A 12,966-nucleotide genomic window follows, 5' to 3' on the forward strand; every position below is an offset into this window, starting at 1 on the left:
TCAGGCATTCACTCTTCAGGGGCGCCGGGGTCGAGCCCTTCCGGCACCGGCAATTCGGCAGGCGGCTGGGGCGGCAATCCGCCCTGGGCCACCCAGTTGTTGAGCTGATACACGTAGGCCATGACCTCGGCCACCGCAGTAAATAGCGTTGCAGGAATCGCCTGTTCGAGTTCGCAGTGCGCATACAGTGCCCGCGCTAGAGGCGGCGCCTCGAGCATCGCGACCTTGTTCTCGCGTGCGATCTCGCGAATCTTCAGCGCCAGGTCGCCCCGCCCCTTGGCCACTACGACGGGCGCCGCCATCTTGCTGGCGTCATAGCGCAAGGCAACCGAGAAGTGGGTCGGGTTGGTCACCACGACATCGGCCTTGGGCACCTCGGCCATCATCCGTCGCCGCGCCATCTCGCGCTGCATGGCGCGTATGCGTCCCTTGACCTGCGGATCGCCTTCCTGCTCCTTGCCCTCTCGCTTGACCTCTTCCTTGGTCATGCGCAGTTTCTTGTGGTACTGCCAGAGCTGGAAGGGCACGTCCATCAGGGCCAGCAGCCCCAGGCTGGTCGTGATCATCAGTGCAGCGAAGGCAACCGTATCGGCAAAGTCGGGCATGCCGACCTCGAGCGGCTCGACCATGAAGTCGAACAGATGGTCCTTGTTGGTCCACAACACGATCGCCGACACGCCCCCCACCAGTACCGACTTCAGCATGGCCTTGACCATCTCCGCCAGTCCATGCAGCGAGAACATCCGGGCCAGCCCCTGCAGCGGGTTCATGCGACCGAAGTTCGGCCCCAGCGCTTTCGGCGAGAAGATCAACCCACCGAGCGCGATCGGCGACGCCACGGCGGCCACCAGCAACGCGAGAAATAGCGGCATCAGCGTCAGCAAGGCGCCGCTGAGCAGGCTGTTGAAGTCACCGAGCATCAGCACAGGATCGAACGCCACCTCGCGCTCGAACGCGAACGATCGCCGCAACAAGCCGAACAGCCGATCCGCCATCCAGTCGCCGAGCATCCACAGCGTCGCCACACCGGTCATGGTGATGAGAAAGGTCGACAGCTCGCGCGACTGCGGAACCTGCCCTTCCTCGCGGGCCTGCTCTATTCGTCGCGATGACGCTGGTTCTGTTTTCTCGAGATCGCTGTCTTCAGCCACCCTCGGCTCCGATATCGGCCTGCCATGCCGAAAGCGGCACGGACGCAAGACGACGTAGAGCCATTATCACCCGCAGCGCCCAGGCGCCGAAGCCCGATAAGCGCGGGGAAAACCACGCTATTCATTCGCTGCATGGCAAGCGCCGGACCAGATCGACGCGATGGCCGCCTCTCGCGCTCGACCCCACACCCGCCCCTGTCGCCGAGCCGCCCCGCTTGATTGCGAACGCAAGAATATGCCATTTCGGTCAAATGAATTAGAATGCATGAATTCTTTCAGCATTTACGTATCCATTTTTCATGAACCGTCTTCTCATAGCCCACACCCCGCTGGGCGACGCGCTGTGGGCCGTGAGCGTGGCGGGGCGCGAAGCGCTGTCCTCGCTGTATCAGTTCCACGTCCGCTTTCACGCCAACGACAAGAACCTCGACTGCCAGGCCATGATCGGCGAGCTGTGCGCCATCGAGCTCGAAACCGACCGCCGCGGCACGCGCTACCTGTCGGGCAACATGATCAACTTCTCGGCCATCGGCCGCGAGGGCCGCTACTGGGTCTACGAGGCCACCGTCGCCCCGCGCCTGTGGCACGCCTCGCGCCGCGCCGACTTCCGTATCTGGCAGAACAAGACCGTCCCCGACATCGTCAGCCAGGTGCTGGGCGAGAACGCCGTGCGCTTCGACGTGCGCCTGAAGCAGACCTACAAGACCTGGACCTACCTCACCCAGCACGGCGACACCGACTTCGAGTTCATCTGCCGTCAGCTCGAGCACGAGGGCATCTTCTTCTGGTTCGAGCACGCCGCAGGCGGCGAGACCATGGTGCTGGCCGATCACTTCACCATCCACCAGCCCTTTCCCGGCTACGCCTCGGTGCCCTTCTACGCCCCGGGCGAGGCCCGCGCCACCGAGGACCACTTCGATGCCTGGCGCCTCACCCGCCAGGTCGAGACCGGCCAGTTCGAGCACACCGACTACGATTTCACCAAGCCGCGCGCCGATCTCACCACCCGCTTCGTCGATCCCCGCGGCCACCTGTTCGACCAGTACCAGCGCTTCGCCTACCCGGGCGACTACACCGAGCTGCCCAACGGCAACAGCTACGCCGCCAACACCCTCGAGCGTCTGCAGACCGAGCAGGAAACCGTGCTGCTCGAAGGCCGTGTGCGCGGCGCCGCCCCTGGCTACCTCTTCAGCCTCACCGAGCATCCGCGCGACGACCAGAACCGCGAGCTCTTGATCACCGCCGCCCACTACGACATCACCGACAACACCTACGAAGGCAGCGACGCCGCCCAGTCGAGCAGCTTTCGGCTCAGCATCGAGGCGATGCCGGCCAACCGCCCCTTCCGCCCGCCGCTTGCCACCCCCAAGCCACGCACCCGCGGCCCACAGACCGCCGTCGTCGTCGGCCCCCCGGGCGAGGAGATCCACACCGACCAGTACGGCCGCGTCAAGGTCCACTTCTTCTGGGACCGCTACGGCAAGAAAGACGGCACCGACACCTGCTGGATCCGCGTCGCCCAACCCTGGGCCGGCAGCCACTTCGGCGCTATCCACCTGCCGCGCATCGGCCAGGAGGTCATCGTCGATTTCGAGCACGGCGACCCCGACCGGCCCATCATCACCGGGCGCGTCTATAACGCCGAGCAGATGCCCCCCTGGGCCCTGCCCGCCAACAAGACCCAGTCCGGCTTTCTCACCCGCTCCTCACTGGGCGGCTCCGCGGCCAACGCCAACGCCATCCGCTTCGAGGATCTGAAGGGCGCCGAGCAACTGTGGATCCACGCCGAGCGCAACCAGGACATTGAGGTCGAGCTCGACGAGACCCACTGGGTCGGCCAGGACCGCACCAAGACCATCGACCGCGACGAGACCACCCACGTCAAGCGCAACCGCACCGAGACGGTCGATGCCAACGAGACCATCACCGTCCACAAGAACCGCACCGAGACCGTCGACGGCAACGAGTCGGTCACCGTCCACAAGAACCGCAAGAAGACCATCGACAAGAACGAGACCGACCGCATCGGCAAGAGCTGGTCGATCAATGTCGGCAAGTTCAAGACCGAGACCATCGGCATGGCCTACATGCAGAACGTGGGCATGGGCCGCATGGAGAACGTCGGCATGGGCTACAGCCTGAACGTGGGGCTGATGATGAACACCGTGGTCGGCATGAACCAGTCGGCCCAGGTCGGCAAGAACAAATCGACCACTGTCGGCACCCAGTACAGCCTGAACGTAGGGGGCGGTGGCGGGGGCGCTGCACCGGAGGTCACGTCATTTACCGGCGCACCGGTCGGCGGCGCAGGCGGGGGCGGCAGCGGATCGAGCATCACCATGGATGCCGACTCCATCACCTTGAAGGTGGGCCAGAGCACCGTGGTGATGAAGGCGGATGGCACCATTCTGATCAACGGGAAAGACCTGTCCTTGCAGGCCTCATCCACTATCCTGGAGAGCGCTGCCGAAGGGGTTCAGATTACCGGTGGTCCAAGCGTCGTGGTCAAGGCAAAGACCATCGACCTCAACTAAGGGGCGCAGCCATGGAAGTTGAGAACTGCTCCCCCTTCCCGCACATGATCTTTGAGAAGGCCACGACGCGAAATCGCCACTTTGACGTCATGGTCGTGGCCGGGACCTTCGATCTGGTACATGGGCAGCCGCTGCTGATCTCAGACGAGCAAAAGCCCATCCGCTGTGCCGACCGCTATACGGGGGAGCCACACTGCTCCGCGTTGCTCGAAGAAACGCATCTCGTGGTCGGAAAGAAGTGTTGCGATGTTCATCTGCTTGGCAGTGCCCGCGCGGAGGATGAATTACCTCGGCGCAGTTGGCATGTAGGGGTGCGGGTCGGATCAGTGAGCAAGATCGCGACGGTTACCGGCCCCCGTGCCTGGACCTGGGGGCTGCTGAGCGGATGGCGTCTGAGCGAGCCTGAGCTGACCGATCGGGTTGCACTGCACATGGGCATGGCCTACGGCGGCAGCGTCAAGCGCAGCAATGACCGTGCGGCGGCCACCGACGACATCCATGACGACCGAGCCTTCGATACCTATGCCCCCAACCCGGCAGGCAAAGGCTATGTCGGACGCGCCGCGCTCGCGCGGGGAGAGGCCTACGTGGCCGCACAAATCGAAGACCCCGCACTCCCAATCGACAATATGCATAAGAAATACCCCCCGGTCTCGTTTGGTCCGATACCGCGCTGGTATCCTCAACGGGCAGCGCATGCCGGCACTTATGACGCCCACTGGCGGGCCGAACACTTTCCCTACTTGCCAGCGGACTTCAACTTTGCGTTCTACCAATCGGCCCAGCCCGAGCTGACGGCCCCAAGCTGGCTCGATGGCAACGAGCCCCTCGTCCTCCTGGGCTGCCTGCCCAAGGGGCGACTGGAAACACAGTTGCCGGGTATCCGCATCCTTTCCATCCTCACCGACCAGCATGGTCTGAGCCAGCCGGCCCCCCTGCGGCTCGATACGGTCAGCATTGACCTGGACACCGAGACAGTGCAGCTTGTGTGGCGCTACGCCGTCCCTAAGCAATGGGGGCTCAGCAGGGTGCTGCTGAGCGCCATCCCTAGCGGACCGCCCCCTCGTGGCGCAAGCCGCCCGGTCCATCTCCACCGCCAGAGCAGCAAATCGAGCAGAGGACTGCATGGCTGAGAAGCATATCGCCAATGCCGAGGCGAGTTGGAAAGCGATCTGCGTCACGCCTGACATGTGCAAGGTGGGCGACAAGGTCATCCCTTTCGACAGCTTTCGCGACCTCTCGCATGACATTGTCGCCTCGCCCGATGTGAATGCGCGCGGCACCCCGGTCTATCGCATCAGCGACTGGGTGCAGGGCACTGACAGCAATGCAGGTCGTGGCGTCGTCTCGGGCACCTCCGGCGCACCCGGGAATGTGCAGATGTTCGCCGACAACACCACCGTGCGGGTCAACGGCCTGATCTGCGCCCGCCATGAAACCGTGGTGCTGATGAACTACGGCGCCGGCCCCAACACGGTGGGCAAACTGGAAACAGACCAGGGCGCGCCCTTGGGTGTGATCGAGAACGGCAAACTGCCCTGCAACAATCCGCCCAAGACTTCACCCGCACTGAAGCAGCTCGAAGCGCTCAAGCAGAAGCTCGCCTTCATGGACCCGGACCAGCTTGACCAGTGGGTGCGTTTCGGGGATCTCCATGAGACGCTTGACGGGCTCATCAGTGACATCGATGTAGCCACAGACGGCGACTACGGCTGGCTCGAAGGCGGTGCCCGCCAGGTGGGTGACACGGCGGCGCAAGCTACACGCGCGGTGGTGGGCTTTGGCAAGGATGCCATCCTCGGACTGGGGCAACTGCTGTACGGCGCGGGCAAGATGGCGAACCCCGCAGGCGTGATCCACACCAACCTGGATGCACAAATCCTCGCCGAGCACATCAAGCTGGGTAACATCTGCCTGGAGAGCCTCAAGCAGGCAGCGGCCGCCACCGGCCAGGAGCTGGCCAAGCCGGTCACCGATGCATGGGAGCGCGGCGATCATGTCGAGGCGCTCACCCGCGCCGGGCTCGAGATCGGCACCCTGGTCGTCGCCATCGGGCAAGTGGCCAAGGCCGCTACGGCAACCCGGGCCACGAGGGCCGCCGCCGCAGGGGCCGCCGATGATGCGGCAAGGGCCGGCGCAAAACCCGTTGGGGCCGCTGATGATGCAACCAGGGCAGCCGATGCGCCTGAGGGAACCAATGGGGTCAAGGTCAAGGAAAAGGACGCGGCAAAGCCAGTGTCGCTGCGCGAGCAGTACCTAGGCCGCACTCCGGGCAAGAGCTCGAAGACAGGGAAAGAAGTACAGGAGCGAATGCGTAAGGAAGGCACCTTGCGTGACGGTCCTGACGGGCCCGAGTTTAAGGCGTCTGACGGCGAATGGTATCCGCTTAAAGATGCAGACATGGCGCATAATACTGATGCAGTTAAGTGGTGGAACGAAACTGGGAGAAACTACGGAGCAAAGTCTTCTGAAGTGAGGAAATGGATGCTCGATGCGAGAAACTATACCCTTGATCACTACAGCTACAATCGCTCCGCCGGTGCGAAATTGCCGGACAGGTATCTCCCTCCCCTCTAAGCAAACATTATTGAGATTTCAAAATGCATGACTTGGACATCGCTATTCGAGACAAGATTGACGCCGCATTTCGTAACGCCAGGCAGAAATTTAACGACGGTGACATTCCATCCGCATTGGCGATTGCTACCGAAGCTTGGCATAGCTTACCCGAACCCAAGTTCGGATGGGACGTCAGCAAGAGCTATACCCACGCCTACGCCTCTCTGCACCGGGACGCAGGAGTGTTTGACGAAGCCATCAAGGTCATGAAAGCGTTATTTGCATCCGGTACGGTAAGACCTAACCAGGACCGTCCGCACTTTATTCTTGGAACTATCTACTACGAAATGGGCGACCTTGAAAATGCGAAACGCAGTTTTGCTGAAGCAAATCGCATATCCAAGGGGCGTTGCTTTAACGAAGAGCCAGAGAAATATTTAAGCACACTAACAAGATAAGAGCGTTCCTATATATTAATCAGGAACCTGCTGCGGCGCCTTTCGAACGATGAGATTTGACAACTTTGAATTTCCTTCATAACGCAAATGGAATTACCAGACGACCTTTATGTTCGTATAAGAAAATTGTGCGAACAAGCTAACGATGCGTTGGAAAGCGACTCCCCGCAGCACGCCGAAGCCCCCCTGCTCGAAGCGCTGCGACTGCTTCCGAAGCAACAAGACCGGTGGGAGGCCTACACTTGGATCTGCGCATCTCTCGGTGAGATGTACTTTCTCAGCAAACGCTACCAGGAAGCCAAGGAAGCTTTGTTTGACGCCATGAATGGCCCGGACGGCAATACGAATCCTTTCATCTTCTTGCGCTTGGGACAAGTCTTGTTTGAGCTCGGCGACATGCGCGGCGCCCAGGAATATCTCGCAAGAGCTCACATGTTAGAGGGCGACGAGTTGTTTGTCCGTGAAGACACTAAATATCTTGAATTTTTGAAGGGCAAGTGAGCAGAGATGCGTGTTTCAAGCCCTGTCAAACCGGATTTCTGACTACGGTGATACTCATAAATGGAACGAATATTTATGAAGATTGCAACTTGATCGCTATTGATCGGGGTTCGCGATTTTTTGTTCGGCATGACGACAGGGTCAACGCACTTAATTGTCATTGCCCCACCCGCATATACGATTAACATGCATCGTTCATGAAAGCCGTTCACGTTCAAGCACTTGCAGAGACCTCTTGTGAACCTCTGGCAAAAGGCGTCTACTCTCGTCTTTTGGACAATGAGAATGGAATCGCCGACGCCGATGCCCTTGATGAGTTGCCTTGCCCAGATCGAAGACCCGCGCCGACCAGGTTACGCGCATCGGCATGACCTGCAGGAGATCCTGGCGATCGCCGTCTGCGCGGTGCTGTGCGACATGAACAGCTTCGAGGACATGGCGTTCTGGGCCGAGCACAAGGTGAGCTGGCTCAAGCGCTTCCTGAAGCTCGAAGGCGGCATACCGTCCCACGACACCTTCAACCGCGTGTTCCGCATTCTCGATCCGCGCGCGTTCGAAGACGCGTTCCGACGCTGGGTAAGCGGGATCATCCCGGCGGTGGGCAGCGGCACGCTCGCGGTCGATGGCAAGACAGTGCGCGGTTCGGGCGACGGGCCGAGCGGGCCGATTCACCTCGTGAGCGCGTATGCCACCAACCACGGTCTCGTGCTGGGGCAGCAGAAGGTCGATGGCAAGACCAACGAGATCAGCGCCATCCCCGAGTTGCTCGACACGTTGCTGATCAAGGGCTACTTGGTCAGCATCGACGCGATGGGCTGCCAGAGCGAGATCGCAGCCAAGATCCTGGAGAAGAAAGCCGACTATCTGCTGGCCGTCAAAGGCAACCAGCCGAGCCTGCACAGTGCTCTGCAGGAGCGTTTCGGCCTCGCCCAGCGGGAAGCCCTGCAGCAGGCAGGACGCTACGCCCAGTGCACGGAGCAATCCCACGGGCGCTTCGTCTGGCAGGGCTTCTGGGCCGCGCCTAACGCGGGCGAGGCCGATAACGAACGCTGGCCCGGTTGCCGCATGCTGGGCATGGTCGAGTCCCTGCGCAAGGTCGGCGACAACGAGTCGGCGCCCCAGCGCCGCTACTACATCAGCTCCCGCATGCTCTCCCCTGAAGCCTTTGCCTCTGCCGTGCGGGCGCACTGGGGTATCGAGAACCGCGTGCACTGGATGCTCGATGTGAATTTCCGCGAGGACGCCGCCACCGTGCGCAAGGACCATGCGACCGACAACCTTTCCCGACTCAAGCGCATCGTGCTCAACCTGCTGAAGGTCGAAACGGCCACGGCCTCCTTCGGCAAAATCAGCCTCGCAAAGAAGCGAAAGCTGGCCGGCTGGGATGACGGCTACAGAATGGCGATGCTCGGGATTAAGCCCGATCATGATGTATAAATGCAATGGCCCTGGGCATGACGCAGACTCTCACCAAATTGCAATGCGAGAAGACGAGATATCTGAGGCAGAATCCAACCTGATCATGCGTGGGGAAGGAAGCAAATGATTTGCTGTTCGCCTTGCAAGAGCGGTTAGCCAAGGCTGGTATTGACCCGTATGTGTCAAAAATCCATTAGTATTGATTCCGATGCCAGACGCTCTTACTAACGAGAAGATTGGATGCCGTACATGAGCATCTCTCTGAAAGCCGCTCTACTGCTAGGTTTCGAGAGAAATCGTGCCGGAATTCCATGTACGGCTACCAACCTACTTCTTAGTAAGCTTCGGTGTGGCTCTCGAGATCAGGAATCACGAATGTCAAGAGACCAACAGAAGGAAGTTTCGTATTTTAGTGCGCAAATCGACTTCATTAATGGTGCCGCTGCGAAGCGGTTTTTGGACACAGAGAGTTTTCCGAATATTTCTGGTCGACCTGGACTTGTTCATGATCTTGCTTATTATGTCTTGCAGATCACGATTCTCCGCTACAGCCGAGGTGACACACTAGAAACCATAAGGCCCGCCTTATGGCAGTGGGTCGAAGCCAAGGAGATCCAGCAACGGGCTCATGCCGGTCTGCCATCGGAACTGGCCAACATCCGCCAGATGTACGAGAAGGTCACCCTCGACACGGTCTACGATGCCCTGACCATGCTCGCCTTTGCTGCAGCCCTTCCTTTCAAGAATGAAGAGATGACTCGCCTGATCCGGGCCATCGGACATGCCGGTGAAGACGCCCTCATCGACCTTGCAGCGCACGCTTTGGGTGATGCTGGCCGCACCGTGTCGCCCACATGCAAGTACCCCAAGGTCTATCAACCCTTGCTCGAGGTCTGGCAAGCCGAACCCGCGCAACGCCCTGCGCTGCTGCAAGCCTATGCCAAGGACTGGAAGCGAAAAATTAAGCCCATCTACTGGTCAAACAGCCTCAACGGCGCTGAAGGTGCGTATTTCGGCTACTGGGCCTTTGACATTGCCTTGACGGTTATGCTGCTCGATATCGATGATCAGGGATTGTTGACGAACCCCTACTACCCAAAAGATCTGGTGCAGCATTACCGCGCTTGATCGACGGCAAAGTGGGCACCAGTCGGGCAGTTGTGTTGTTTTGCAAGGGCTGTCATGAAGGCTTGGCGTTGATACAGATGGCCAGAGTCGCCTCGAACTTGATAGTCGAGGCTATCGAGGTCGACTTCTCCGAAGCCGACCGGAGCACGTTGGACAATGACCTCATGCCGAACACATGCGCTGGCAGCCCGGCCGCCATCGCAACTGACTAATCTTTCTGCCTTTCGGCCCAATTCCGATGAAATCGAATGCCCCACCTTTTGCAGCCCTCCCCACTGCCACGCCCGCCGCTTGGGCCGAAGCCCTCGCGCAGCGGGTGAACTGTTATGGCCTGGGGCTGTGGTTCAGGCCGCTTGGGCAGTGGCTTGAACTGCCGCCCGACCTGCGCTGGCTGCCGCAGTCCTGCGCGGATGGGCCTCAGCAAGTGCCTGCTGCGCATCGCGCGGTGCAACTGAGCGTTGCTCCGCTGCGCACCTTCGATGCGGCCCCAAGGCGTGCTCGTCACCACCACTTGGTCCTTGACAGGCTCTGGTTCAATGGCCGCATGGTGCGTGAACGACCCGGCACCTGCGCCCTGCCCTTCGGACTCGACGCCCACGCTGCCACACCCGAGCAGGTGGCCGCCACCCTCGGCGCATCCCCGCTGAAACAGTCCGAAGACACCTTCGACTACGCACTGGCCGACGGGCGTAGCGTAATCATCTCCTTCGAACCCGCGCAAACCGGCATCGCGCGGGTCGCGCTAAGTCGCTTCGGTGAGCCCGTGCTCTGGGGTTAAACATCAGCAGAACCTGGTCAGATTCCGCATCCAATCGCGCCCATGGGCAGGCCGAGGTAACAAGATGAATCAACAATTACAGGAACTTCAGACACAAATTGCGCAGGGTATTTGGAGGGTGATGCCTGAGCATCATTGGATTCGTACGGTATTTGTGGAAAAGGCAATCAAACCCTACTTCCATGCTACGGGAAATGTAGAGTTGGCCAACGGGCAAATATCAAGGGTAAATGGTGTCAGCGGCGACATCTTTGTCGCTTTCAGATCGCTCCGCCCTGAAATGGCGAAGCTGCACGACAACGGCCACGCCTGGTACACCGCCACCTTCACCCTCACCACGGACGGAAAGTTCAAGTTCGACTTCGACTACGACCACCTGCCCGCCTTCGACATCATGCCCAGCCCGGACAAATGGCTGGACGAATTCAAGCACTACCCCCGTCCGGAATTGCAGGCCTTGATTCAGGACTGGATCGATGGAGAAATTACCTATGATGACGACGACGAAGTCGCTTATGCAGCATTGATCAAGCGTCTGAAGGACGCATCAGCACCGTAGAGGTCATTCAAGCGATGCACTACCGGGCCTGAGTGTAGCTACCGGTCTAGATAGCCACCGTCGCTTGCGCCTGTGACACGCTCCGCCCGGACGATGATGAATCGTCGTCCGTGGCGCAGCTGCGGTATTACGGCCACGGTCCACGCCGGGCGCACCCGAGTTCGACAGTTAATCTCGTAACTATCTGATTTCGTTAGTGACGATTTTCAAACGTGCCCCTACAACAGCGTCAGCTGCTGTGGTGCGACTGGTTTTTTCACACGAAGGGCACTGAGGACCTCGTTCTGGTGTGCGTTGATGGACGAGACTGCGGTTACTGGCTCGGCGCCGCCGAGTCGGACGCGGTGATGCTGGATGCGATGGAGCTGCTCGAGCGCGCGCTCGGGCGTGAGTCCGGAGTGCGCCGCACGAAGGCGCGTACGCATGATCCGGTGAAGGATTAGCGCCATGAAGCAGATCGAGGCGTGCGCGCGAATGCGCTCGGGCAGCCGGTGATAGACCGGCCCGATCTCGATCTCGGATTTCAGTACCTTGAAGCCGCGTTCGATGTCGGCGAGGGCCTTGTAACGGGTAAGGACCTCGGCGGGGGCGAGCTCCTGCGCGTTGGTCACGAGCAGGAGCTTGCCGTCCATGAGTTCGGCCAGCCCACGGGCCGTCTCGTCGATCTCGTAGCAGAAGAGCTCGGCCTTGAGATCGACGCGGATGATCCTGGACAGGTGTGCTTCGCACACCGCGTGGTAGAAGCGCGCCTTCGCGCCGCTCGACCGCGCGGAGCAGGTATGAGCACACCCTCCCATGGCGCGGCCCCCATCGCTGTGCTCGCGGCCGGCTGCGCCTTTCCCGCCGGCCCCAATCTGGCATTGGCCGACGTGGCCGTGCGCGCCGCACTGTGCCTGACCCGGCCCCATCCGCACTTCGTCGACCGCTGTGGTCACCGGGTTCGCTGCTCGATCTTCCCCACCCCCTCTACCCTCGAGCAACGCTGGCTCGAACTGGCCGACGCGGCCCTGCGTGACCTGGCCACCCGCCTGCCCGAGGCGGCACGTCCGCACCTGCGCGCGCGCCATTCCCCTGTGGCTGGTCTTGCCCGAGCACTCCCGGCCAGGCTTGCCGCCCGAGTTGGTGTCGCGCCTGACGCGGGCGTTGCAGCCGAACTGGTCCGACGTCCATCTCGTCACCGGGCAGCATGCCGCCACCGCCCTCGCCCTGGGCGCGGCAAGGCAGTGGATCACCCAACATCAGATCGCCGCAGCAGTCCTTGCGATCGATACCCCACACGCGGCCGATACGCTGGCTTGGCTCGAAGCCCGCGCCCTGCTGCACCACGCCCGCACACCCTACCAGGGGCAGGCCCGCGCCAACCCCTACGGCCGCATCCCCGGTGAAGCCGCCACCGCGCTGCTGCTCGGCCCCGTCCGCCCACCCGCGCGGAGCCCCGCCTGGTGCCATGTCTCCGCACTGGCCACCGCCGACGAACCGCTGACCTTCGACACCGAGGGCCCGTGCGTGGGCGCCGGGCTCAGCGCCGCCGCCTTCGCCGCACTCGATGCGGCAGGACACGCCGCCACCGCCATTGGCCAACTGATCCACGACGCCAACGGCGAGCCCTACCGTGCCGACGAGTTCGGCTTTACCGCCCTGCGCCTGGCCGATCGCCTCGCCGACGGCTGGCGCCGCATCAGTCCGGCGCTGGCAACGGGCGATCTCATGAGTGCCAGCCTGGCCACCCAGTTGGCCATCGCCGCCTTGCACCTGCACCAATCCAAGCAAGCCAGCCAACGCTCGCCGGCGGCACCCGCACAGGCCACCTTGCTGCTGGCCAGCAGCGACCAGGCGCTGCGTGCCGCGCTCGTCCTCACCCCCGCAAAGGAAGCCTGAG

General features: G+C 61.4%; 11 protein-coding genes and 1 pseudogene. 10 read left to right on the forward strand and 2 right to left on the reverse strand.

Annotated features, from left to right (window positions below):
- Positions 1-8: 8 nt before the first annotated feature.
- The gene (flhB, locus tag J5J83_RS07570) at positions 9-1,151 is read right to left on the reverse strand and encodes a flagellar biosynthesis protein FlhB (RefSeq protein ID WP_212347334.1); all 1,143 of its coding nucleotides are present in this window, start codon (positions 1,149-1,151) and stop codon (positions 9-11) included.
- A 299-nt stretch (positions 1,152-1,450) separates the two neighbouring features.
- On the opposite strand from flhB, the gene tssI reads away from it, so the two are divergent.
- The 9 genes from tssI to J5J83_RS07615 all read left to right on the forward strand — a co-directional run bounded on the left by tssI (position 1,451) and on the right by J5J83_RS07615 (position 11,087).
- Entirely contained in the window at positions 1,451-3,685 is a 2,235-nt protein-coding gene (gene tssI / locus J5J83_RS07575) for a type VI secretion system tip protein VgrG (RefSeq protein WP_212347336.1), read from the forward strand.
- 11 nt (positions 3,686-3,696) lie between these two features.
- Positions 3,697-4,818, forward strand: coding sequence for a DUF2169 domain-containing protein (locus J5J83_RS07580; RefSeq protein WP_212347339.1), 1,122 nt, complete (start codon positions 3,697-3,699; stop codon positions 4,816-4,818).
- A complete protein-coding gene (locus tag J5J83_RS07585) occupies positions 4,811-6,262 on the forward strand; it encodes a GH-E family nuclease (RefSeq protein ID WP_212347342.1) in 1,452 nt (483 codons plus the stop codon). The genes J5J83_RS07580 and J5J83_RS07585 overlap by 8 nt, the downstream gene beginning before the upstream one ends.
- A 23-nt stretch (positions 6,263-6,285) precedes the next feature.
- Positions 6,286-6,702 carry a hypothetical protein gene (locus J5J83_RS07590; RefSeq protein ID WP_212347343.1) on the forward strand — a complete coding sequence of 139 codons (417 nt, stop codon included), beginning with the start codon at positions 6,286-6,288 and terminating at the stop codon, positions 6,700-6,702.
- Positions 6,703-6,789: 87 nt separating this feature from the next.
- Positions 6,790-7,203 carry a hypothetical protein gene (locus J5J83_RS07595; RefSeq protein WP_212347346.1) on the forward strand — a complete coding sequence of 138 codons (414 nt, stop codon included), beginning with the start codon at positions 6,790-6,792 and terminating at the stop codon, positions 7,201-7,203.
- Positions 7,204-7,515: 312 nt separating this feature from the next.
- Positions 7,516-8,640: an ISAs1 family transposase gene (locus tag J5J83_RS07600; RefSeq protein WP_212352883.1), complete on the forward strand. Its 1,125-nt coding sequence runs from the start codon at positions 7,516-7,518 to the stop codon at positions 8,638-8,640.
- 357 nt (positions 8,641-8,997) lie between these two features.
- Complete coding sequence (locus J5J83_RS07605) at positions 8,998-9,750, forward strand: PoNe immunity protein domain-containing protein (protein ID WP_212347349.1); 753 nt, start codon at positions 8,998-9,000, stop codon at positions 9,748-9,750.
- Positions 9,751-9,988: 238 nt separating this feature from the next.
- Entirely contained in the window at positions 9,989-10,528 is a 540-nt protein-coding gene (locus J5J83_RS07610; RefSeq protein WP_212347352.1) for a hypothetical protein, read from the forward strand.
- A 64-nt stretch (positions 10,529-10,592) separates the two neighbouring features.
- A complete protein-coding gene (locus J5J83_RS07615; protein ID WP_212347354.1) occupies positions 10,593-11,087 on the forward strand; it encodes an immunity protein YezG family protein in 495 nt (164 codons plus the stop codon).
- A 218-nt stretch (positions 11,088-11,305) separates the two neighbouring features.
- On the opposite strand, the pseudogene J5J83_RS07620 reads toward J5J83_RS07615, so the two are convergent.
- Positions 11,306-11,848, reverse strand: a pseudogene (locus J5J83_RS07620) (IS1634 family transposase); the annotation flags it as partial.
- Positions 11,849-12,098: 250 nt separating this feature from the next.
- Here J5J83_RS07620 and J5J83_RS07625 point away from each other — a divergent pair.
- Positions 12,099-12,965, forward strand: a complete 867-nt coding sequence (locus tag J5J83_RS07625; protein WP_212347357.1) for a hypothetical protein — start codon at positions 12,099-12,101, stop codon at positions 12,963-12,965.
- Position 12,966: the final 1 nt, after the last annotated feature.

Source organism: Azoarcus sp. L1K30, assembly GCF_018122735.1.
GTDB lineage: Bacteria > Pseudomonadota > Gammaproteobacteria > Burkholderiales > Rhodocyclaceae > Parazoarcus.

What these genes read in the sequence shown, in the direction of transcription:
- J5J83_RS07605 (WP_212347349.1), top strand. Translation starts at nt 8,998, where the DNA reads ATGTCAAGAGACCAACAGAAGGAAGTTTCGTATTTTAGTGCGCAAATC.
- J5J83_RS07615 (WP_212347354.1), top strand. Translation starts at nt 10,593, where the DNA reads ATGAATCAACAATTACAGGAACTTCAGACACAAATTGCGCAGGGTATT.
- J5J83_RS07585 (WP_212347342.1), top strand. Translation starts at nt 4,811, where the DNA reads ATGGCTGAGAAGCATATCGCCAATGCCGAGGCGAGTTGGAAAGCGATC.
- J5J83_RS07590 (WP_212347343.1), top strand. Translation starts at nt 6,286, where the DNA reads ATGCATGACTTGGACATCGCTATTCGAGACAAGATTGACGCCGCATTT.
- J5J83_RS07610 (WP_212347352.1), top strand. Translation starts at nt 9,989, where the DNA reads ATGAAATCGAATGCCCCACCTTTTGCAGCCCTCCCCACTGCCACGCCC.
- J5J83_RS07580 (WP_212347339.1), top strand. Translation starts at nt 3,697, where the DNA reads ATGGAAGTTGAGAACTGCTCCCCCTTCCCGCACATGATCTTTGAGAAG.
- J5J83_RS07595 (WP_212347346.1), top strand. Translation starts at nt 6,790, where the DNA reads ATGGAATTACCAGACGACCTTTATGTTCGTATAAGAAAATTGTGCGAA.
- tssI (WP_212347336.1), top strand. Translation starts at nt 1,451, where the DNA reads ATGAACCGTCTTCTCATAGCCCACACCCCGCTGGGCGACGCGCTGTGG.
- J5J83_RS07600 (WP_212352883.1), top strand. Translation starts at nt 7,516, where the DNA reads ATGAGTTGCCTTGCCCAGATCGAAGACCCGCGCCGACCAGGTTACGCG.